The sequence below is a fragment of the Alkalihalobacillus sp. TS-13 genome (assembly GCF_019720915.1).
Classification (GTDB): domain Bacteria; phylum Bacillota; class Bacilli; order Bacillales; family Fictibacillaceae; genus Pseudalkalibacillus.
Genome location: NZ_JAHKSI010000004.1, coordinates 45,848 through 67,671 on the forward strand (window position 1 = coordinate 45,848; position 21,824 = coordinate 67,671).

A 21,824-nucleotide genomic window follows, 5' to 3' on the forward strand; every position below is an offset into this window, starting at 1 on the left:
GATTATGAATTTTGGAGAAAATATTCAAGCTTGGTTTTCAACGCAAGTTGGGGCTTTGTTTATGGTTGCCATTGGGGCTGTGGCACTTGTCTACTTATTCCAAAGAAAGTTTTCTATGTTTATAAGTTTCGCTGTTTTTGCGATGATTGTTGCCGTGTTCATATTTGCACCGGAATCCGTAAAAGATTTGGGCACTAGCATGTGGAAAAGAGTATTTGGGTAAACATGGAGCCAAAGATTCTTCGAACGTATAACAACGTATGGAAGGTGGAGAAAGTCTTATATGGAATCCAAGACATCCCCCTGCCGTTACCTATAACATACCGACAGATAGGTTTTTTTATAGGGGGAGTGACGTTGGTTTGGCTGCTCAATCTTTTTCCTCCTCTCAGTTTATTGCATTTAGGGTTGGTTGAGTATGTTTTCTTGCCCGGAGTGGTTGCCTGGTTTTTTACGAAGCAACATATTGATGGGAAAGTCCCTCATCGTTTTATCTTTCGCTTTATCCTGTATCATATCGAATCACGAGTCCAAAATCGTTATAAAGAAGTGTCGATCATAAAAAAACCTTATCAATATACAAGCAAAATTGGGTATCGTCAGTTGAGTTTTCACAAAAGGAGTGCACCCGATGAAGATCGAATTTCCGATTAAATATTTTGAAGGGAACCTTGTCTTTTCCCAGGATGGCGTGTGTTGGGCTTATTACCATCTTGCTGGGTTTAACTACGACTATCTTTCTGATGATGAGAAAGAGGTCATTTTTACGAAACTCAAAGCTTTTTTTTGGCAGATTAACCTAGACACACATTTGTTAGTGGTGCCCAACTTCCAATCGATCAAGGAAAAACATGAACGCTTTAAACAGAAACTATCTGGACCATTAACAAAGGCAGCTGTTAAGCATACAGATGATACGGCCCTCCAATTAGAAAAAATGCTAGGGAAAGAAGGTACAGAATATCGATATTTTATTGGGGTGAAGTTGCCTAAGCATGAAAATACCAATCAAAAAAAGAGCCTACTTCAGGATCTAAAAGAATCATGGAAAGAGTTTATAGGAGACGTAAACGTTTCTTCTGGCATGGATACGCCAGAGATTATTGAAGAAGACATTGCTCGTTATCGGGTATCTGAACGTCGTGTTTTTAGTAAAATCCGTTCTAGGCTGAATCCTGAACCTGTCAATGAAATGGATATCCAATGGCTGATTCGACGAAATTGGTACCGTGGCATTGGTAAGACGCCCTTATTACAGGATTGGAGCCCAGAATACAGTGTTCATTATAAAGAATTTGAAGAAGGCGAGATTACCGTTCGCCGTCCTTTATATCATGATGTGTTACGTTTATCAGAAGGTCTGGTTGATGACTCCCCTAAACGTAGTTTAATTGTCAAACAAATTACGGAAGGGGGGGAACAAGAAGGGCACGTGGCATTCTTAACAATTTCAAATGTGCCCTATGAAATTGAATTTCCAGGTGAGGAATGGATCTACATGATTCAAAACCTTGATTTCCCAGTTGAAATCAGTGTACGAACCGAAACGATGGAAAATCGGAAGGCATTGTCTGCTATTCGTAATAAGCAGAAAGAATTGAAAGACCAAGATCGGCACGCGCGTGAAACAGGGAATGAAACCGGATTAAACGTTTTAGAAGGAAGACAAGAATCCTATGAATTAGAAGCTCACTTGCAGAAAACGCGTATGCCTTTAGTCAAAACATCGATCGTACTAGCTGTATCGGCAGGAAATGAGGATGAACTAAAACGTCGTTGTGATACTGTCAAAGACATGTACCTCGATATGATGTTCCAAGTTGAACAACCCTATGGTGACCAGTGGTTAGCTTTTAATGAGTTTCTTCCTGGAGCCCAACGTTATGTGAAAGATTATATTCATTTTATGGAACCCGCAACAGTGGCAGGGGGTATGTTTGGTGCGACGAAGCAGTTGGGGGATGGGGAAGGTTTCTTTATCGGATCGACAGGGATACTTGATCAACCGGTATACATTATGCCGAACCTTGCTGCTCAAGGTATCCGAGGAACTAAAACTAATGCGTTATCAGCGGCGTTTTTGGGATCGCTCGGTGGCGGTAAATCTTTCAGTGCCAATCTTATTACGTATTTATCCGTTCTATCAGGTGGAAAGGCTTTGGTCATCGATCCTAAAGGCGAGCGTACCAACTGGAAAAATGACCTTTATGACTTAGAGGATCAGGTGAATATTATTTCACTTTCCACCAAAAAAGAAGACAAAGGACGTTTAGACCCGTTTTCGATTCATCAAGATCGAAAAGAAGCCGAAACGCTAGCTGTGGATATCCTAACTTTTTTAACCGGGGTCAGACTGGATGATTCAAAACGATTCCCTAAATTGACATCAGCAGTTCGATCGGTTGCTGAAGGTGGAAGACCTTGCTTGAGCAAGGTCATTTCAACGTTGTTAAACGATGGGAGCGAAGAAGCAAAACAGCTTGGGGAACATATTCGCTCCTTTAGCGACTTATCCTTTGCTCACCTTTTATTCGGTGATGGAGATTCAGAATCGGCAATTAGCTTAGAACAAGCAATGAATGTTCTTCAGATTCAAAATTTAGAACTTCCAGCCCCAGATACTCCTCAAGAAAAATACAACTTATCGGAGATGCTTTCAGTTGCCATGATGCTCCCCATTTCGTCATTTGCACTAAAGTTCATTCACAGTGATCGCTCTATTTTTAAAGTCGTCTTACTTGATGAAGCATGGGCTGTTTTAAATACAAGACAAGGAAGCCATTTAGCGACACGACTGGTACGTGCAGGCCGCTCTATGAATGCGGGTATCTACTTTGTCACCCAGAATGCAAATGATTTACTCGATGAAAAAATGAAAAACAACATCGGAATGAAATTTGCTTTCCGCAGTACCGATCCACAAGAAATTAAAAATGTATTATCCTTGTTGAATTTAAAATATACCGAATACAATGCGTCCACTCTTCGAGAGTTGCAAAATGGCCAATGTCTGTTTCAAGACATTTCAGGACGTGTCGGTGTCGTATCCATCCATGCCTTATTTCAAGACTTATTCGATGCCTTTGATACTCGACCTTTATCTGAAAGGAGAGATATCCAAGATGCTCAAAAGAAGGTAGGGGAGGGGGATCCATTTCCAATCGAAGAAGGAGTCCAATCCATAAGGGAAGAGGAGTATGTATGAAAAAATTCATTTCTGTTCTATCGTTTCCCGTTTTGATTCTTCTTGTTGTGGGATGTGGAGGTAATCAGGTGACGGGTTCTGCTGCTTCTAAGATCCCTATCGCCTGGGTCAATGCTGAGGTACAAAGAAATGAGTCTAAGATGCTTGATCTTCTTGATAAAAAAACCATAGCACTCGATCCAGAAGATGACGCCGATAATACCTTCGTCATTGAAAATTATCGATTGACGGAATGGAAAGCCAATGATACAAGTTGTTTTTATGAGGTTGTCTATGAACATCCTGAAACAGGAGAGATGGTTACAGAAAGAATGGAAGTAATCCAAACGGATCAAGGATGGAAACGAACAAAATATGGGGATCTCCATGATTTTGAGAAACGGACGATGGATTTAAAACCGGAAGTTTTAAAGGAGATGTATGAACAATGAGACGATCTTTCCGGATTCTCTTGATGATCATCATTTTCTTCCTACCCACCTATATTTCAGCGTCAGCTAGTCTGACCGACCATCTCGTTCCAATTCCAGGGTATAGTGATGGTAAGAGATATATTGGAGAAGTGAAGCTCTTTTATAACGAGTATCCGACCAATCGCTACCGTTTGGAAACCTACGTGGATACTTCAGATGATTGGAAACCTTGGAATTGGGGTGATGGGGTTGAACACTCGTTTTATCTGCAACTCATGGAAATGGTTAACACAATTTGGACGTATAACATTATTTTTTCTAGTTTTATCATCAAGGTTGTGCAAGAAGCGTTCAAACTCAATTTCATTTCAGATGTCATCGATATCATTGGAGAAGCCGTACAAAATATTGCAGGATTTGGTCCTGGTGGTTTTACCAAACAAGGTATCTGGCCTTTATTGCTCACGTTTATTCTCACTCTAACAGGAACTTGGGCAGCCTATGTCGGCATGATTAAACGGGAGAGCAGTCGTGCATGGGGAGGGTTATTATCAACCCTGATTATCTTCGTTTTCGCTTTGGGCTTTTTTTCGAATACTGGAAAAATCTTAGGTGGATTGAATGATTGGTCAAGTAATCTTCAGAGTGAGGTATTGGCGATATCTGCGAGTATCGTTGATCCTGAAGCGTCTTATAACAAGGAGGAAGCGATTGCAACGATTCATAATCAACTATTTGATTTAATGGTTAAAAAGCCGTACCTCCTCATGCAATATGGAACGACCGACGTTGATAAAGATCGTGTAAAAAAGCTACTTAAACTTAGACCAAATGACGAAAGTCGACATACTTTAGTAAAAGATGAAGCAGATGGAAAAAAGGAAATAACAGGGGGGAAAAAAAATGAAATGATGTCGTTAGGTGGTGTGACCGAACGCTTAGGGTTTATCCCTTTGTTATTGTTATCGAACGCCATTATTGGATTGATCCTATTAATAGTTTCGGGATCCATTATTTTGTATCAGATGTTTTTCATTACTCTAGCGTTGTTTTCGCCTGTGCCTTTATTAATGGCCCTAATGCCACGCTGGCAACAGGCAGGGATAGGTTGGCTCATGAAATTATTGCATACACAAATTATGAAAATTGGGATTTCGTTGTTTTTAACGATCCTTTTTGGAATATCCGCGATTTTATACCGTGCAACAGAATCTTCAAAATTGGGTTATATTTGGATGATGACGATTCAAATCATCTGTTTTGTAGGCCTTATCATAAAAAGAAGAGACTTTTTTAATATAGTATCGACCGCGACTAACAATATTCAGAGCAACTCGGGACATGCCCTTCAAAATTCACTTCGAAAATATTACCAAATGAAAACGGTCGGTAATCTAGGAGGGGTGTTGACTGGCAGGAATAAGTGGAAGAGCCCCGCACCTCTAGCCAACCGGAGAAGCAAGGGAGATTATAATGGCAACCGGAGAAGCAAGCCTTACGTTAAAAAAGATTATTATGGTAACCGTATATCCCCTCAAGGACAAAACAGTACGGACGACTTAAAGCCGTACATCCAGCAGGGAAATCGCCAATCCAAAGAAACAAATGCTCATGTAAAAGAAAAGGATCCTTTACACGGTGTCGATCGGAATGGAAAGAATGAGGAAAATATGGATCGAACGGATGATAAGGAATTGAATATAAACGAGAATAAACTTCCAAAACTCTCTGTCGTGAAAGATGATTTTCAATCGTTTGGACGTTATAACAGTGCCCAGGTTGAAGATCGAACTGCAGGTCCACTCCCCGATCATCTATTAAAAGATACCGATGATATTAAGCAACATGTAAATCATAAAGAAACCGACCTGGCTAGAAGACAATCGCGCTATTATATGGAACGCCGTAATAGGGAACATATTGAAAAAAATAGGAATACATCTCCGAATAATCATGTGAAAGGCACCGATGATTTACAAAATTCGGATCGAAAGAGTAGTGGCTTTAACGGCACTTTGATGAATAACACTGACCAGACAAGAACATCAAGGAAAAATTCGAATTAGCGAGGGAGGACCTATGTTTGGGTGGAATTATGAAAATAAGCGTGATCGGATCAAGTTGTTTTTGTTTCTTTTGCTAATTTTCATTGTTGTGGGATTCTCTGTTGTATCGTTATTTAGCTTCGCTGCTGAAAATAATAGCCAAAAGGTTGAACATCGTCAAAATGATGAAACGAGAGTTCCAGAAAAGGAGAGTGTCACTCCCGATAGAACGAATAATGTTTCTGAGGAAAAACTCATCAATGAGTATGACCAAACAGAGAAGTTTACGAAAGAACAATTGACTGATTCCAAAGCGGTTGCGATTCAATTTGCAAGAAACTATCATTCCTATGATTCGGATGAACCCATGTCCTATCTGGAAAACAGTAAAGAATATATGACGAAATCCTTATATGAGAACCTAAAAAAAAGTCCTCGTCGAGAAACGTTAGATCGCGCTTACTTAACTGCAAAAGATACCGACGTTATTCCTGTTGCCCATAAGGATCGTAAGGTTATACGGTGGAACGTTATTGTTTCAGGAGAAGCAAAATCCGTGGATGAAACAACTTCTGAAACAGAAGACTGGTATTTAGTAAGTTTACAAGTCGTTGATGGAAGATGGAAAGTAGAGGATGTGAAAGTCAATGTCGCACATTAATGAACATGAGAAGGCTCGGACGGGGCGTTTGTCTGCTGCAAAACCTATTATGAAAAAAGTTACAAAAGCAGGTGCAACAAAAGGAGCAATCGCTATGGGGTGGTCTGTTTTTTTAGCGATTGTCGTCGTACTTATACTAGGCATTATTGTCGTTACAATGTTCTTCATGATTTTTTCTGGCGATGATGGAGGTTCTGAACAACGACATTGGGGGGGGGATATATCTAGCCTCGGAAAGAATGAGATCCCTTCCAAATTTATAAAGGTTTATAAAGCTGCTGAAAAAAAGTATGGTGTTCCTTGGAATTTATTGGCAGCCCATCACCGCGTGGAAACACACTTCTCAACCATCACTCCGATGATTTCACCTGTTGGTGCGGAAGGCCATATGCAGTTCATGCCCTGTACGTGGGTAGGGTGGGGTCACTCTACTTGTGATGGATTAGGGAAAGGAAATATACCCGAATCCGAAAAGACAAAGCCAAAAGTCATTGAACGGTATGGAGGATTTGGGGTTGATGGAAATGGTGATGGGAAAGCTGACCCGTGGAACATCAAAGACGCAATTTTTGCAGCTGCAAAAATTTTAAAAGCGAATGGTGCAGCGGATGGACAATTGAGAGAGGCTGTTTTTGCCTATAATCATGATGATCGATACGTCTCAGAAGTTCTAGGTTTTGCTGACCGATATGTTCAAGGTTATGTTGAGGTAGGTGGGGCGGGAGATTATTCTGGCGTTGAAGTTGTAGATGTTGGTCGAAAATGGATTAAAAATTCTACATATGTGTGGGGTGGGGGTCGAAACCAAGCCGATATTAAAGCAGGTCGATTTGACTGTTCAAGTTTTGTTCATTGGGCATTTAAGCAAGTCGATGTGAATTTAGGTATGTTAGGAATGACAACGACTTTTACATTAAAGGAATTAGGAAAACCTGTTCCCCCAAATAAAATGAAACCCGGTGATCTTGTTTTTTTCGACACAAACGGAATTGATGGACATGTCGGCATTTATGCAGGAGATGGGAAATTCATTGGAGCCCAATCCTCTACAGGGGTCGCCTTTGCCGATATGTCCACAGGGTATTGGAAGAACCATTTTAACGGACGGGTCAGGCGAATTGAATAATGACTGGGTTAATCAGTCGAATCATTGAAGCAATTTCTTTGTTCCGAATGTTGAGGAAAAGAAGGTGGCTGGTACTAGATTTTTCATATAGTGGTTTTTATACAGAAAAAGGCTGCAGCAGACTAGTGTAAAGCAGAAAAGAACTTGACATCTCCAATTTATGGAATACCGATCTGTTAGGGCGATTTAGTTGAAGATCAGTAGAAATTTTTGAGAAGGATATAGAAGTTTGTAATTAAGGAATTTATGTTATGTAAAAGTGGACGAATTACTGAATTAGACTGTAAGAGAAAATATGGAGAAAAAGAAGAATATTGAAGTAACAGGAGGTGATGAAACAATGACTGACCGATATTCGGAAATAGACGAGACATCAACATATCTATGAACCTCTTTCGTTTTCCCGATTGGTTGGTCATATAGCTTATAGTCCGTATCACTTCATACGAATTTTTAAAAATAGAAGGGCCTTTCCCCGCTTTATTATGTTTCTTCTCTTCGACTGAAAAAGGTAAAGAAAAAGTTGCTGAGTACCGATCTAACCGTTCGCGATATAGCAATGGAGATCGGACAACAGAGTTTGGGGACCTTCACTTCTTAATTTACTGAACAGGTAGGCGTGACACCATCCCAATTTCGTCATTCTACGCTGCTAGCAGACACCGATTTGAGCTCACTGCAGAAACTGAACGATTGGTCTAAGCCGTATCCTATTACGAATCAACAAGCTAGAATAGAAGGACCTGTCCATTTGGCGGTTCCTTTTGAAGGTGTTGCCTGATCGGCTTATTTCCAAACCGATTCCTGAGGGACTCCCCCTATATGGAACGCTGGTTATCTTTGGGGGATTTTTGTATTACGGACGTCAAACCGGGGATCTATTACCTGATGGCTACATCGGTCTCATGGAGTATGCAAGATATTTTGCTTGACTTTTTAACATTTTTACCCATACATTTGCGGATGATAGCAGCTACGCTGGTATACTGCCCCTAATAGTGGTGAATTTTTATGAATTAATAGAAGGTTCACACATATTAGTTAAGACTAATATGTGTGAACCTTTATTTTTTGTTGTACGCAAAATAATTATTAAAACTACCCAATTTAAATAATATTGATACCAAACAATTTATTTCAGACTTTCAACCTCCTCAATACATGACACGCGGCGCTTTTCCGTAGCAGGTTTTGTCGATTAGCTGTTCAAGCATGAAATCCGCCAGGTCCGCACGAGATATCGTCAGAATGAGGGATTGTGGTTTTATATCCTCACCGCTTCTGTATACACCTGTCTTCCGGCCGTTTGTTAATCTTGGCGGCCGTACGATTGTCCAGTTCAACCGACTTTTCTTTACAACAGCTTCCTTGGATTCATGGTCCGCAACAACGTTGTGGAGCAGCGGAACGACGATGAAATTAACGAAAAACCCCAACCCTTTGCGACCTTCACGAACCCCCAAAAAAGACAAATAAATGAACCTGTGCACGTTTTTTTTCTCCATTGCCTGAATAATGTTACGGACACCTTCGATAAGTGCAGCATCCCGTTTAAGAGGAGTGGATGCGCCAAGCGCACAAAGCACTGCTTCTTGTCCTGTGATGGCTCGTTCAACTGATGCGTAATCCGTTACATTGCCTTGAACGAGTTTTATATGATCATGTTGTACTTGAAGTTTTGCGGGATTGCGAACAAATGCCGTTACGGTGTGTCCTTGCGCTAACGCCTGTTTGACCAATTCATTTCCAGTGGCGCCAGACGCGCCAAAAATAAGGACGTTCATGATTATATCGATTCCTTTCGCTTCGCTCAAGGCACAAAACGTAATGAAATCGTTGTGCTTGGAGCGAATTTTTTTATTATCCTAAATCCAAAGGGATACCAGTTAACTAAGGGAATGACAACCAAAAGCGAAATATAGGGCCATATGCAAAAAACTTCCCTTTACGAATAGTAAATTGATGATCTTATTAATTAAATGAGCGGATAAACGCTTTTTCATCCGTCTATTCAAGAACTGTTAGATGTAACCGAAACAGAATTAAGGGCATGTCAAGGGGTTCGGGGAAGTCAAAGAGAAACAAATTGTTGGGGCATTGGAGCTAGCTCGTATGAATCTATCAATCGCTGAAGAGCGGTTTTGTTATCCTTTTAGAGAAAATGCAGATCCATTTCTTAAAGATATACAGTACTTATCGTAAGAGCATTTTGTCGTTCATGGGCTGAATACTAAGAATGAAGTGATGTTTCGTAAGACCGAATTTATCGGATCTTTGAATGCCTCGATTGCCATCCTCGTAAAGATTTAAAGTCTTTGATTCAACGCAGCTGTACGAGTGCCATTGTTGCCCATAATCCATCCATCGGGTAATCCGGATAATTGAAATACTTTATTACATCATTATCGGTCAAGAAAAGCATGTAAAACTTGAAAGAAAAAGGATAGGAAGGATTTGATTCTTGTTTATATGTAATGTTCTGTCTATGGGGTATTGAACCTCATAGAATTAAAGAGGAGAGGAAATAATGGTTCTCGAATGCTAAAAGGTATTGGACACTTTTTAATCATCTTCAATGAATCGCAAGGTCAATAGTTATAGTTAGTTTACGTAAGAATAAATAAGAAAAAGGAATCGCATTAAAATTAACCTTATTATTTTGAAAGAACGATGATTGTCAAACGCTTAAATTTATTATCGGTAACCTTGCTTTTCTTGTCAAATGTAAATTAAACATATATAATTAAATTAGAATTAGCATATACTAATAAAGAACCCTGATGTGGGGACATCAGAGTTCTTACAGTTACGCCGCAAGAAGAGTGGTGGCTCATATTGACTTTCTTTTAAAAAAGTAACTACCCTTTTAAAAATACGTCTGGCCGACGCAGGGTGGTTACTTTTTTTCGTGTGTGATGAGTATTACGACTAAGGTTGCGAATGCTATCATGATTGTTAGTGTTTCGTAAGTAGTCATCATCGGTTTCACCCCCTTTCAAAGGGGATGCCACCGCCACCCTGCTTATGTAACTGTGCGAACAGTATACCATATTAAAATAAAAACGGTTTGAAAGGAGCAGTTAATTCCATAACGCTCCCTTGATACCTGAATTTCTCAGCATATAGAAGTGAAAATTATCCTCATCCGAGGTATGAAGGCTCTTTAAGATTCTTAAACTTAACCCCGTGAATTTGATTTATTGATTTATCGTTTTAATAGGTTGCGTAATTTTTGTTTTTAAAAAGTCAATGGCTTCATTCCTTCCTTTTTCATTCCAAATCGAAGCATATATTCTCCGTAAGGTTACTTTTCTTCTGATTACATGGTTTACATGCACAAACACAGTTATTTTCATTTATAATTAAAGTACCGCTAGGCGTTTTAATTACAAATGGGATAGTGGTTTTAACAATATTAAGGTGGAGTAAGAGGAAGATATACCCTCTATCACAAAGATCAGCTGCCATGCCCGGGTCGATCATATGATATACAATGCAGTCCATTGTTTGTTTTATTCAAATATTTGATAATCCACATCCTGGAACTATATGACCTGGCTGGAAATACGTTTAGGATTACCGTCTCCCCAGTCTTTAAAGAAGAGTCGTGTATAATCATGGGTCTCAAAGTAAGGTATAGTAAATTCCACCCTACACTTTTTGATATTGTAGTACTCTTAAAAGACATGAAATAGTCGTCAAGTGTATCGTTTCATGGACGGTCGCAAAGTTGAATACCTCACCAAACGTTTTAAACTTCAGTGGTCCCAGTTCAACTGGTGGGTCCATTTGTTGATCAAATATGTTTGGAGGTATTTGAGGTAAACTTGAAAGCTGTTCGGTTAGGTAATGAATCAGTTCTTCTTTAGTTGGTGGTTTTTGACTCCATTCAGATGGCTTCGTTCCTGTATTAAACAATGGTGTAAAATGATCCGGAAGGGTGGATTTAAGCGGTACACCTAATGAAAGAAGATACTCATTACTGAAGGCGATATGTCCGACATTCCATCTAATCGTATTGTTAAATTGATCAGGTTGAACGTCAAACATCTCTTCTGGTATTAATATGACCTGTTGAATGACCATTTCACGAACAGATTTAGCTGTACTAAATAATTCATTTGACATAATAAATCCCTCCATTTTAAAAGGAAGGCAGGACGAGCGCTAGCTATTTAATCTTCCCTTTTTCGTCCTTTTACCTTCCGTATGGTATCGTTACTGTCCATCAATGCCTATGTCATTTACCGGTTCCCCCTATACCCGACAAGGTCGGTCTAGCCGTTCAAGGCGCAAAATTTTTGTCAGGGATGGAGGTCTGGGCAGATTGTAAAAATATTTGTGCGGAACAATTTATATAGGTTATATTCGATATCCGATTGAACGTGCCAGTCGCGCCAATCCACCGAATGCTGCCCTTTGAAATAAGATAGGAGGACCTGCTATATATCCGTCTATACACTCCCATGCTATCCCTAACCATAATGGGTTCCGAGGTACACCTTTGGAATTTAATCGGTTTTGTTTAGTTAATTTATGCATGAGCTTGAACATGTTCCAATGGTTCCCTGGTGGTCGAATTTCATGAATAGCGATTAACCGATCTTTACTCTGGTTCCAGAATTGATGCACCTGTTTGGGAAGAACCTTAATATGTTGACCAGGTCCTAGAAATTGCTCCTTGCCATCTACTATGAAGCGCATTTTCCCTTCCTTAACCGTAAATGATTCCGTTAGAATTGGATGCCAATGAGGGCCATTCATAGCACCTTGTTTCATTACCAAATGTTCAACAATCAAGTACTCACCTTGTTTATCTGTCCCTCGGTCCAGAAGTGTAATTGTTGTTCCGTCCGGATGAACGAGTACCTCTTCCATTGTCCTAACCATTTGAATCACCCCTATTCGGTTTCCAAATTTAGTAATTCAACTTTTATCGGCCTTTTCTTGAATAAGCTTTATATATATTAAATATAAGATTTTGCTTATAAAGAGGTGATACCAATAAATCACAACCATAAAAACCAAGCGGATTATGAATAATACGGGCTAGAAATGTTACGATTAACTTACACTAACCTTCGTTGGATCTTGAAATGTTGATAAAACATTATTGGATTTTTAACTGGGACATAGGCTTCGTGTGAGATTTGATAATTAAAAACTTAGTCCCGAGTAATTATATGATCGTAGACTAACGATCGGCTCAGGCTTAAAAAGTAGCCTGCTTTGTTCATACCAGGACACAGGATGGTCTATTTTTTGTATTGATTAGTACAACAACGGTAATTTTTGCCTGTATTGCTATCGGGGGTTATATCAATCTAGATGGATACTCTTTAATATAGCAAAATTATCTATACTACTGGTATTTTGACAGGGAGTTACTCGTTAATGTTGATTACTAAGAATGTTCTATATAATGTTAGGGTACACAAACAGCAAAACATGAAAGTGAAGATGTATTTTTGGAAAGTACATCTATCCAAAGTAGTTTAGTAGTTGCTGAGATATAAAATTTTAATGATAAGCTCCCTCTTATTCCCATAAGAATAAAAAATAGGAGTAGATAAATCCAGTCCGTTACTGTAAATCAAAAATTCATCTAACATAAAAAGCAAGATCTCTATATGGTCCCCCATTCTTATAGCTCATCACATAAATTTCAGCCTTTTTGTTTGGACCATCAATAAAATTGGAAATATTAAAAATAGTGTAACCTCTGAGGCCGTTATTATTTAATTTTCCAATATAATCATCATTCCTAGACCCGGGATCATACTCATACACATAATAATTCCCCGATACAGTCATATAGGATTTAATAAGAAGTTCTCTACGGCCGGTATAAACATTAGCTGTATCATAAAACCCATAAGTTGAATTATAAGTTAGTTTTCTATCCCCTTTGTAATACCACTCTCCAGCGGCATAGGTAGAAGAAAAGGGGATCACTAAGGTTAAGGTGACGATAAATAACAAACTGATTTTTTCAAAGGAAATTCCTCCTTAAATAATTTTTATTCTTTGTATAAAACGAACTTAATTTAACGATCACTTTTTACGTAAGTCATTTTGAGACTCACTCATAGTAAAAGAATTGAATAGAAGATATACCTAGACTACTAAAATCAATTCATTTTAGTTGACCTTTTCGGATATGTAGATACATTCTGATTTAAGGTGACATGAATTAATCATAAAAATACACCGAATCAGAACCATGCCCTACATATTTCCTAGCATAAAATTCTGCCCTGTTATTGGAACCGTCAACAAACTTGCCAATATTACGGAAGGTATGGCCCGTATCAGTGGTAAAGCCCACAAAGTCATCATTATTTGAACCAGGATCATATTCCCATAATTCATATCTAACGCCAGTTGTCCATGTTGTCATATGAAAGTCCCCTCCAGTAGAGTGTACATTTAGCGTATCCCACCAGCCATACGTAGAGTTATAGGTTAAACCAAATTCTCCTTAGGATCCCAACGACCATTCCCAGCAGCATTAACTGATGAAAAAGGGGTTACTAATATAAGTGTAAACGCAATCAAAAACAGACTAAACTTTTTCAAGAGAAATCCCTCCTTTCACGTTTCTAGACCTAATCATTGTTTTATCCTGTAGCGTACCTAAAGAGGTTAAGTGAACCATATAGATTAAGTTTTTAAATAAAAATAAACTTTCCTTTGGTGAAAAGTGTACCTCAGATTTGGTCAGCTCTTGTAGTTATGTTTGTCATTTTTTCTGATGACAAATGTCAATTTTTTATATGGTGGGAAAAGTTATAATAATGGTAGGAATGATATCAAGATAAACCGTTTAAATGACAACTTCTGGTATGAATAATTACTTTAAGAACACATTTTTATCCCTTTTATCAAGTATTTTCAATAGCGGAACAACAGGAAGGTTGGTTGGCAAGGAAGCGAAATTAAAAGTTACTAACGGGAGGATCATTCTTAAGAAAGGTGATATAAGGAGAAGGGATATATATGAAGCGAGTATTAGTTGCAGGTGCTACTGGTTATCTCGGCAGATATGTTGTGACGGCATTAAAGAATCACGAATTTTACACAAAAGTTTTGGTAAGACATCCAGACAAATTAAGCCAACGAGGGAAATTCCTAGCTCCTTCTATCCCAAATGCCGATGAAGTTGTCATTGGTGATATCACGAAACGGGAAACATTAAAACATATTTGTAATAATATCGACTATGTTTTTTCCTCAGTTGGCATTACAACACAAAAAGATCGTTTAACTTTTAACGATGTTGATTTTCAAGGAAATCTCAACTTACTAAAAGAAGCTGAGCATAGTCATGTTGACAAATTTATGTATATCCATGTTTACCTTGACGATGATTTGAAGGAAGCAGGACCTTTGATTGAAGCGAAAAAGCGTTTTGTTAAGGCGTTAATAGAGTCAAACGTTGATCATATTATAGTCAGGCCAACTGGGTATTTTTCTGACTTAACCCAGTTTTTGAAAATGGCAAAAAAGGGAAGAGTTTATTTGATCGGTGACGGGAAAACGAGAATCAATCCGATTCACGGTGAAGACTTAGCCCGATTTTGTATACAGTCGTTCTCTGAAGAAAACCAAACGCTAGATATTGGCGGGCCTGAGATACTTACATATGAACAAATCGCTTATCTCGCTTTTGATGTATTCAATCAGAAAAAACAAATCGTACACATTCCAGTTGGCTTCCTAAAACCGGCATCTGTTGGATTGAAATTGGTCAGTAAACATTATTATGGATTATACCGATTCTTTATGAACGTGATGACGAATAATGTGATTGCACCAATGTATGGAAATCATAAGATCAAGAATTATTTTAATGATATTGTTTAATACAGATCTTCTTCTATTAAAATTATCATAACTTGAATAAAGAAATTTAGTAAACTACTTATTGTCAAGTTATTTTGGTTAAATCATGGGTGATTTCTCAAATAACTATTTTTAACCAAATTTTATGTGTAATGACATTCTTGATAACAGAGAACGGAGATGCTTATACCAGTGAAGGATGAAAGGTGAGAGCAGCCATCAATCCGATCATCAATAATTAGCCGGTTAGACTACACATGGGACAAAAATTTTCTGGTAAACAGCACTTGAAATTTCTCCCTCCATATAAATGAGGAAACAGATTTGCCATGTCGTACCGAAAGTAGCTGTTCGGCATTCTGCATCTAAGGGTCATCAACCATTAAGTTCAAAGCTTCATACACGAAATCACATTCGTTTTTTCTTATTGAAAGACTGTTCGTAAAATAATGCTCCAAATTCATACCACAATTCACAGGATAAGAAATAAATACTGTAGGGGTAGTTGTGATTTCCTTTATGATTTTATATGTAAATTCCAAGGAAACTAGAAAAATTTGGTTATTCAATGTGGTGTAGAGCTACTGTATAATTTGTTAAACATAAATGAATCTCTTCTTGAAATAAAAAAGCAGGGATTTTTTGCAATTTTGATTGTTTAGACTCCCACTACGAAACAGCTTAATTTGATTTTTTTATATTCAAAGAGTTTCCAAAAGAAGAAAAGAGATAGAAAAAGGGAAGAATTCTTAACTACATAAAAGACAATCCATATTTATTAAAACTTTAATGTATTGGGGCATATTAAATCATTGGAGTAGGGTGAACATATCCAAGTGGAAAACGGCGATAAGGTAAACCAAGGAGATGTCCTCGGTTTATGTGGAAACTCAGGGAATTCTAGTGAGTCACATATTCACTTTCAAATCGGTGACTTTCCTAATCTAGAAGAGGGCAAATCAATCCGTATTCAGCTCGAAAATAATGAGACGCCTATCGCGGAGATTTTGTCAAACTTACTCAATCAGAATAAAACACTACCAATTTGATTTCGGTTATTTAATTCGCTACTGGCGATGTAGTAGAGTTATACCTCAGATCAAGCAAATGATTTCATATGATCCAACTACCTATAAAAAAGTTTGAAAACGACACCTAATACAAAGCTAACGTTACGTACCCAAAGTAGTTAATAAACTTAGTATTAATACTCTTGCATTTTAAATTATTTTTAGGTGAGTACTTGATCCTTATTGGGAGTTCGTTTGTTTAACTCCCTTGTTATTTTGATAAAAGCGACGTGCTTTTTTGCGATTACCGCAGTGCGCCATTGAACACCATCGGCGGCTATGGTTTCTGCTTGTATCCAAGAATAACCATCCACAAGGATCATTTTTACATTTCTTAATTCTATTTAAATCTTTTTCAGAAAGGAGAAGGTCAGCTGCTGAATGGATAATTGGTGGGAGCATTCCATCTAATTTGTCCTGACTTTTATCGAATCGTAAAGAGAAAGTTCTATCTTCTCGAACGAGATGACTCGTGCGATAAGCTTTGGCTAATACTTTATTAAATATGGATATATCCTTTTTAGCAGGAGATTCCTTCTTTACGACTGAACTGAAAATCCGGTAAAGCGCTTCCCGTAATTCAATGGATTGTTGCAGCACCTCATTCGCTTCATTTGCTTGATGCGCTTCTTTTTGAAGAAGTGTACTTGCCTGCATTTCTGTTAAGATACCAGCACGATGGCTCCAGTCAACCAACTTCCTATAGCTTATCAGCCATTCTCCTGTAACCTCACTGTTATGCCAACTGACAGTATTGGTAAAATCCAAACATAATCGTTCATTTAACATCAAGTATGATTTGGACATTTTTTCTACTCCCTTTAATTTTTATATAAAACTTGAAATGTGATCTGGGCATGAATTGAACTGATTTATTTACTATAACCATAATAAAATATATTGCCGGTTAGGTCCAACAGTTGGAAAGTATGGGAAGGTACCCCCTCCTTATAAAATCCAATTTAAAAGGCCAACCAGATTTATATTTGATTGACCCAATTAATACAAAGATATAATCCGATCGAACACTGAAGTTAAAACGACGTACTGCTTGGATTAGATACGTTTTTTTATATTTATGAAAAGCATTTTGATTATTACAATCATTTTTACAGAAGTACGGAATGCAATATTAGGAAAACTTTCTTTTTAATAGTAGAAAAAGCAACTACTTGATTTAGTTACTTCATCATCTTCCACCTCGATGATACCCAGTTTGTTATTCCAGAGTTCCCCGGCAAGTTGGATGTATCCACCCCGAAAAAGTGGTATGCTAATAACTTAAATGTAGGATAGTCAATTTGTTCCTTCTCTAATTTACCATTTACCCATTGTGTAACGGATGTGGGAGAAAGTGTGATATTCCCTTCTGCTGTCATTCGGGTGATCAGAGGTGTCTTGTTAAAGGGAGATTGCTCATGTTTAACAATGATTTCCTGTACATCATTCAATTCATGCATATTCTCGATTGGTCGTGATGGATCAAAAGCATATCCAATTTTCCATTTTGTATCTTTATATTTTAATTTCATGTCAAGGACAGAGTCTCCATAATCACTTTCCATCGGTCTGACGCGAAATTCCCCATTTCTAGAAGAAATAGTCTCATTATTAAGAGGGACAGGCATTAATGGAAGATTCCCACCAAACCCTGTGTCTACCAAATAGTCACGGTCGTTCTCTTGCAAAATGATTGCAATATGGGTTCTTCCTAGGTCTTTCCATTCTCCTGAATCATTATCAAATACTTCACCCCGAATCAATTTAGCATTGAACCCGTTATCAAGTAAGAAAAAATAGAGCAGTGGATTTAATTCATAGCAAAGACCTCCTTCATTTTTGACTAATATTTTATGTCTTAAGTAATCTTTTGTAATCATTCCAAATTGGTTGGAAAGGACACGGAAATTTTCAAAAGGAAAAGCTGTTGCGGTTTTTTCAAGAATGTCGTGTAAGTCTTCAAATGTAATCTGCTTGTTTTCTGGAATACGAAGTTTTTTTCGGAACCACACATTTAACTCACTCATTCTTAGTCTCCTTTACTATGTAATATTAAGGTATATAAATCAGATAACAACCTTTACTTCCAATTTTAGTTTTTTACCCGTTTCACTTACCAGAGGAAATGTATTTTTTATTTAATTCAATAATTCTGAGCTATCTTTTCGTCAAGACCTATTAACTCTTCAAACTATAAGGACGATTAAAATGTTCAAAACTGTCGATATGTGTTTAATTATTAAAATACCTTAAATAAAAAGATTACCACCATGGACCACATGTCCAAGCTTCATTTTTTACTCCGTTACCATCCTCACTATAGGCATGGCAAACACGAACCTTCCAATTATCCCCTGGTGACTTTCGTATGCTCTTTGAATAAGGATTAGACTTTGTCTCGTTTGGTATTTTCATCCAACTTACTCCTCCATCATTGCTGATATCAATACTAATCCATTCCCTTTCTGGATCAAATTTCCCGACGATTTGCGCCCAAACGTATGTCCCGCCACTCCAAGGATCAAATCCCTTTCGTAATATCACTTTTTTATTAGGAGTGCACTTACCAGGAATTGTTCTTTTCTTTACTAAAGTAAACATGGTTTTGTAGTCTCCTTATAAAAAAGAATCACAGAATCTTGAATGAATCTTTTTAGGGAAAACGGAATGTATAATTTCCAATGTAAAAAATGTACAGAATCCTTTTTAAATTTTTTCTCCATATCGTTACCTCCTTAATTCAAAAGTGTTAATTTATCTGTAATCAGTTTTGGAATTTGATAGGAGACAATAAGAAAAGTTATTTCTAAGAAGTGGTCCAGGGCCTCTACCATATAAACACCTACTGGTAAAGTAATACCTGTTGTAGATAAGTTGTTTTAATCTTTTTTATTCGGATTAAACTGGATCCATAATAAGTCGAGGACCACGGGAGTAAAAAGAGGTGGTGCAAACCAGAAGTACATGAATGGGTCAAATGGTTCCAGGGATATCACCATTTCTTCATGTCCAGTCTGATAAGTGCCGCTAACTAATAAACCAATACAAATAAATAGTAATGTAAGCGCTGTAATTGACATTATAAAAGTCTTGAAGAAACCCATTTTACTTCTAACCTTTCCTTTTAATTTCTTTTTGGTGGTTGTTATCCATAAACTATCGACTATTTATTTATACAACCGATCCAAAAAGAGATTTTCCTATGGTAAAAGTGTCGAAGAGAACACAACTTAGGGTTCGGAATATTCACCTTTTTCGAACTTTTGCAGAGCAAAATGAAGTTGAGTGTTGAAGGGAAGGCGTTATTCACTGCAAGAGGTATTAAACAACATATATCCTTAATGGTTTTAAGGAATAACTTTCTTGTACTAACTTTTTGATTCCAACCAATGATTTTATAACCACCAAAATATAATATTGATGGTTATATACTATATAGATTAAACTTAACCGTCAATACGTCTTTAGTATGGTTATAATAAACAGTCAGTTTGGATCATATATCAACCTCCCTATGTAAAATCAATTAAAACTATATGGATTAAAACACTGGAAACATAAAAAACGTTTAATCAATTTCCTTCTCTTTGTCTCTTGTTTGATGACAGCTGTCCATAAAAATGAATGCCTTCTAGTACCTTTTTCATAGATCTTTCTAAATATCCTCAAACTACTCATACAAGATTGAGACGACCATATACTTTCTATGAATCTCTTGTTCCATAGTGATCGACTGCAAAACTGAACACGACCTTGAATGTATACAACGACAATAAGGCAAGAAAAAGTTTGCTAGCATACCCAGCTAATAAGAGTAGGAGAGTTATTCCTGAAACCGATAACACCCCTGCAATTAAGCGTTGGCTGGGAAAAGTATATAATGTATTTACAAAAAAGGCAGATAGAACTGTATAGACCCATACTGAAATACTCAAAAGATATTGTTCTCCGAATATCATAGCTAGAATAATTGGCTGAATATGAATTCCGATAAATATCAGGCGTGCGCGGCTATTCGAACGGTAATAATCATTGGTTGAATAGGAAAAATTGGCTATGACACCACCAGTGATATCTATGGTTAACATGACGATCATCATGATTTTCCAAACGGCTAATCTTTGCCAATCTCCATAAGTCAGAGTTAGCAGAATAACGGACATCCCTATACAAAACAAGAGTGCTAGCCACATTTCCAGTAAAGCGATTTTTTTTCCGAAAAGTTCCCGAAATACGGGATGGACATTGATACTTTTCAATTTTTATCCCCTCTTCTTATAAATATAACCAAACGATCGGTCAGTTTTATGTTGAAACGCTATCCCATACCTATGATGGATTAAGCATTTGAACGATACTGTTTATTTGAATGAACCAGATTTTCCGATACTTTTCAACATCATTGTTTAGCAGATAATGATATCCGATGCCATCCATGATTGGAAGGATAAGTGTAGCTGCAGTTTTGACCTTAGCTGGATCGATTGTGGAAGGTACAAGTTTTGAAAGTTCAATGTAAAAGAAACGCTCCATCTGATCCACAAAGGAAATAATTATATCTCGATAAGCAGGATTGAACAAACTTTCATGAGAAAATGAAAGAAATGCCTTAAAAAAAGTAAGAGACGGTTCCGGCGTTTGAAACATAGAATCACCGAGTGTCTGGAGAAAATCTTCCACATTCATGTATGTTTCTTTTCTGTTCAATTTCTGCATTTCCTCAAACACTAGATTCAACGCGGCCATCAAAACTTCCTCACTCGAGTTAAAATGGTGGAATATAGTGCTTTTACTCACTCTACTAGCTTTAGCTAACTTTGCGGTTGATAATGATCTTAATCCGTTGCTTGCAATCAGTTCAACAGCCGAATTCAAGATATGAAGGCGTGTTTTCTCGCCTTTTTTAAAACGTTTGTCATGATTGTATGTTTCCAAAAAGAATCCACCTCTCTAAACTCATCATAATACTAACCGACCGAACAGTCAATTAATTTTTTAATGGGAATTTATTTTATGAAAAACGATCGAGCTAGGATCAAAGGATGGATTTGGGTATCCATTTATACATGATACCTAAAGCGTACCCTTAGGGAAATTGAAATGGGAACGAGGATTGCAGCGATGATCCCAGTAGTGGTTGGTCCTGTTTATTTTGTCAAGTTAGATTGTTGATAGAATGAGTCAACTGGATTCTGTCTGTCGTATGATTTTAAAACAAAACATCTAAAAAGTGACATTTGTCATACTAAAGTTATGACATTGTCTACTACAATTTCTAGTTTTATATCATTAAAATGAAATCGATTAGTTGGAGTGATTTGAATCACAGAAATTGCTAACGAAAAAACCATGTGAAAATTATTTTAAAAATGTGGTAGATACTGCTTTTAGAGAGGGGGTGCCGAATCTTTAAACAAAGTCCATAGAGGAAAAAAGTCTGTAATCGGTATAATTCTATT

At 37.5% G+C, this 21,824-nt stretch carries 21 protein-coding genes and 1 pseudogene; 10 read left to right on the forward strand and 12 right to left on the reverse strand.

The features are described 5' to 3' along the window. The first annotated feature begins 4 nt into the window (after positions 1–4). From KOL94_RS21055 to KOL94_RS21090, 8 genes and pseudogenes are all read left to right on the forward strand, one after another. Entirely contained in the window at positions 5–223 is a 219-nt protein-coding gene (locus KOL94_RS21055; protein WP_221568663.1) for a hypothetical protein, read from the forward strand. Positions 224–225: 2 nt separating this feature from the next. Continuing rightward, on the forward strand, positions 226–654 hold the full coding sequence (locus tag KOL94_RS21060) for a conjugal transfer protein (protein WP_221568664.1): 429 nt from the start codon (positions 226–228) through the stop codon (positions 652–654). Next, the gene (locus KOL94_RS21065) at positions 632–3,205 is read left to right on the forward strand and encodes an ATP-binding protein (protein ID WP_221568665.1); all 2,574 of its coding nucleotides are present in this window, start codon (positions 632–634) and stop codon (positions 3,203–3,205) included. The genes KOL94_RS21060 and KOL94_RS21065 overlap by 23 nt, the downstream gene beginning before the upstream one ends. Beyond that, entirely contained in the window at positions 3,202–3,636 is a 435-nt protein-coding gene (locus KOL94_RS21070) for a hypothetical protein (RefSeq protein ID WP_221568666.1), read from the forward strand. The genes KOL94_RS21065 and KOL94_RS21070 overlap by 4 nt, the downstream gene beginning before the upstream one ends. Further along, positions 3,633–5,684 (forward strand): CD3337/EF1877 family mobilome membrane protein, encoded by a 2,052-nt coding sequence (locus KOL94_RS21075; RefSeq protein WP_221568667.1) that lies wholly within the window; start codon positions 3,633–3,635, stop codon positions 5,682–5,684. The genes KOL94_RS21070 and KOL94_RS21075 overlap by 4 nt, the downstream gene beginning before the upstream one ends. A 13-nt stretch (positions 5,685–5,697) precedes the next feature. Further along, positions 5,698–6,324, forward strand: a complete 627-nt coding sequence (locus tag KOL94_RS21080) for a hypothetical protein (protein ID WP_221568668.1) — start codon at positions 5,698–5,700, stop codon at positions 6,322–6,324. Beyond that, complete coding sequence (locus KOL94_RS21085) at positions 6,311–7,450, forward strand: C40 family peptidase (RefSeq protein WP_221568669.1); 1,140 nt, start codon at positions 6,311–6,313, stop codon at positions 7,448–7,450. The genes KOL94_RS21080 and KOL94_RS21085 overlap by 14 nt, the downstream gene beginning before the upstream one ends. Positions 7,451–7,790: 340 nt before the next feature. After that, positions 7,791–8,389: pseudogene (locus KOL94_RS21090) on the forward strand (helix-turn-helix transcriptional regulator); the annotation flags it as partial. A 215-nt stretch (positions 8,390–8,604) separates the two neighbouring features. Here the strand turns inward: KOL94_RS21090 and KOL94_RS21095 are convergent. From KOL94_RS21095 to KOL94_RS21120, 6 genes are all read right to left on the reverse strand, one after another. Next, positions 8,605–9,234, reverse strand: coding sequence for an NAD(P)-dependent oxidoreductase (locus tag KOL94_RS21095; RefSeq protein ID WP_221568670.1), 630 nt, complete (start codon positions 9,232–9,234; stop codon positions 8,605–8,607). A 1,112-nt stretch (positions 9,235–10,346) separates the two neighbouring features. Next, positions 10,347–10,430, reverse strand: a complete 84-nt coding sequence (locus KOL94_RS25830) for a putative holin-like toxin (RefSeq protein WP_369010069.1) — start codon at positions 10,428–10,430, stop codon at positions 10,347–10,349. Between the two features lie 671 nt (positions 10,431–11,101). Beyond that, positions 11,102–11,578: a DinB family protein gene (locus KOL94_RS21105; RefSeq protein WP_221568672.1), complete on the reverse strand. Its 477-nt coding sequence runs from the start codon at positions 11,576–11,578 to the stop codon at positions 11,102–11,104. 234 nt (positions 11,579–11,812) lie between these two features. Continuing rightward, positions 11,813–12,340, reverse strand: coding sequence for a cupin domain-containing protein (locus tag KOL94_RS21110; RefSeq protein WP_260412579.1), 528 nt, complete (start codon positions 12,338–12,340; stop codon positions 11,813–11,815). A gap of 711 nt (positions 12,341–13,051) precedes the next feature. Beyond that, a complete protein-coding gene (locus KOL94_RS21115; RefSeq protein ID WP_221568673.1) occupies positions 13,052–13,432 on the reverse strand; it encodes a hypothetical protein in 381 nt (126 codons plus the stop codon). 211 nt (positions 13,433–13,643) lie between these two features. Beyond that, the gene (locus KOL94_RS21120; RefSeq protein WP_221568674.1) at positions 13,644–13,850 is read right to left on the reverse strand and encodes a hypothetical protein; all 207 of its coding nucleotides are present in this window, start codon (positions 13,848–13,850) and stop codon (positions 13,644–13,646) included. A gap of 599 nt (positions 13,851–14,449) precedes the next feature. Between KOL94_RS21120 and KOL94_RS21125 the strand changes: the two genes are divergently transcribed. Next, on the forward strand, positions 14,450–15,316 hold the full coding sequence (locus KOL94_RS21125) for an SDR family oxidoreductase (RefSeq protein WP_221568675.1): 867 nt from the start codon (positions 14,450–14,452) through the stop codon (positions 15,314–15,316). An 815-nt stretch (positions 15,317–16,131) separates the two neighbouring features. Further along, on the forward strand, positions 16,132–16,344 hold the full coding sequence (locus KOL94_RS21130) for a M23 family metallopeptidase (RefSeq protein ID WP_311775205.1): 213 nt from the start codon (positions 16,132–16,134) through the stop codon (positions 16,342–16,344). A gap of 201 nt (positions 16,345–16,545) precedes the next feature. Here KOL94_RS21130 and KOL94_RS21135 read toward each other — a convergent pair whose 3' ends face one another. From KOL94_RS21135 to KOL94_RS21160, 6 genes are all read right to left on the reverse strand, one after another. Continuing rightward, a complete protein-coding gene (locus KOL94_RS21135) occupies positions 16,546–17,154 on the reverse strand; it encodes a CGNR zinc finger domain-containing protein (RefSeq protein WP_260412580.1) in 609 nt (202 codons plus the stop codon). 392 nt (positions 17,155–17,546) lie between these two features. Then, positions 17,547–18,392 carry an arylamine N-acetyltransferase family protein gene (locus KOL94_RS21140; RefSeq protein WP_221568677.1) on the reverse strand — a complete coding sequence of 282 codons (846 nt, stop codon included), beginning with the start codon at positions 18,390–18,392 and terminating at the stop codon, positions 17,547–17,549. A 235-nt stretch (positions 18,393–18,627) separates the two neighbouring features. Continuing rightward, complete coding sequence (locus KOL94_RS21145; RefSeq protein ID WP_221568678.1) at positions 18,628–18,966, reverse strand: hypothetical protein; 339 nt, start codon at positions 18,964–18,966, stop codon at positions 18,628–18,630. Positions 18,967–19,244: 278 nt separating this feature from the next. After that, positions 19,245–19,445, reverse strand: a complete 201-nt coding sequence (locus tag KOL94_RS21150) for a hypothetical protein (protein ID WP_221568679.1) — start codon at positions 19,443–19,445, stop codon at positions 19,245–19,247. Positions 19,446–20,069: 624 nt separating this feature from the next. Further along, complete coding sequence (locus tag KOL94_RS21155) at positions 20,070–20,528, reverse strand: hypothetical protein (protein ID WP_260412581.1); 459 nt, start codon at positions 20,526–20,528, stop codon at positions 20,070–20,072. Positions 20,529–20,694: 166 nt separating this feature from the next. After that, entirely contained in the window at positions 20,695–21,300 is a 606-nt protein-coding gene (locus KOL94_RS21160) for a TetR/AcrR family transcriptional regulator (RefSeq protein ID WP_221568681.1), read from the reverse strand. Positions 21,301–21,824: the final 524 nt, after the last annotated feature.

Bases quoted from the DNA above. Each gene is read 5' to 3' on its own strand.
- KOL94_RS21085 (WP_221568669.1), top strand. From the start codon at position 6,311: ATGTCGCACATTAATGAACATGAGAAGGCTCGGACGGGGCGTTTGTCT.
- KOL94_RS21120 (WP_221568674.1), bottom strand. From the start codon at position 13,850: ATGACAACATGGACAACTGGCGTTAGATATGAATTATGGGAATATGAT.
- KOL94_RS21055 (WP_221568663.1), top strand. From the start codon at position 5: ATGAATTTTGGAGAAAATATTCAAGCTTGGTTTTCAACGCAAGTTGGG.
- KOL94_RS21105 (WP_221568672.1), bottom strand. From the start codon at position 11,578: ATGTCAAATGAATTATTTAGTACAGCTAAATCTGTTCGTGAAATGGTC.
- KOL94_RS21135 (WP_260412580.1), bottom strand. From the start codon at position 17,154: ATGTTAAATGAACGATTATGTTTGGATTTTACCAATACTGTCAGTTGG.
- KOL94_RS21075 (WP_221568667.1), top strand. From the start codon at position 3,633: ATGAGACGATCTTTCCGGATTCTCTTGATGATCATCATTTTCTTCCTA.
- KOL94_RS21065 (WP_221568665.1), top strand. From the start codon at position 632: ATGAAGATCGAATTTCCGATTAAATATTTTGAAGGGAACCTTGTCTTT.
- KOL94_RS21070 (WP_221568666.1), top strand. From the start codon at position 3,202: ATGAAAAAATTCATTTCTGTTCTATCGTTTCCCGTTTTGATTCTTCTT.
- KOL94_RS21125 (WP_221568675.1), top strand. From the start codon at position 14,450: ATGAAGCGAGTATTAGTTGCAGGTGCTACTGGTTATCTCGGCAGATAT.
- KOL94_RS21150 (WP_221568679.1), bottom strand. From the start codon at position 19,445: ATGTCAATTACAGCGCTTACATTACTATTTATTTGTATTGGTTTATTA.
- KOL94_RS21145 (WP_221568678.1), bottom strand. From the start codon at position 18,966: ATGTTTACTTTAGTAAAGAAAAGAACAATTCCTGGTAAGTGCACTCCT.
- KOL94_RS25830 (WP_369010069.1), bottom strand. From the start codon at position 10,430: ATGATGACTACTTACGAAACACTAACAATCATGATAGCATTCGCAACC.
- KOL94_RS21110 (WP_260412579.1), bottom strand. From the start codon at position 12,340: ATGGTTAGGACAATGGAAGAGGTACTCGTTCATCCGGACGGAACAACA.
- KOL94_RS21080 (WP_221568668.1), top strand. From the start codon at position 5,698: ATGTTTGGGTGGAATTATGAAAATAAGCGTGATCGGATCAAGTTGTTT.
- KOL94_RS21060 (WP_221568664.1), top strand. From the start codon at position 226: ATGGAGCCAAAGATTCTTCGAACGTATAACAACGTATGGAAGGTGGAG.
- KOL94_RS21155 (WP_260412581.1), bottom strand. From the start codon at position 20,528: ATGTCCGTTATTCTGCTAACTCTGACTTATGGAGATTGGCAAAGATTA.
- KOL94_RS21140 (WP_221568677.1), bottom strand. From the start codon at position 18,392: ATGAGTGAGTTAAATGTGTGGTTCCGAAAAAAACTTCGTATTCCAGAA.
- KOL94_RS21095 (WP_221568670.1), bottom strand. From the start codon at position 9,234: ATGAACGTCCTTATTTTTGGCGCGTCTGGCGCCACTGGAAATGAATTG.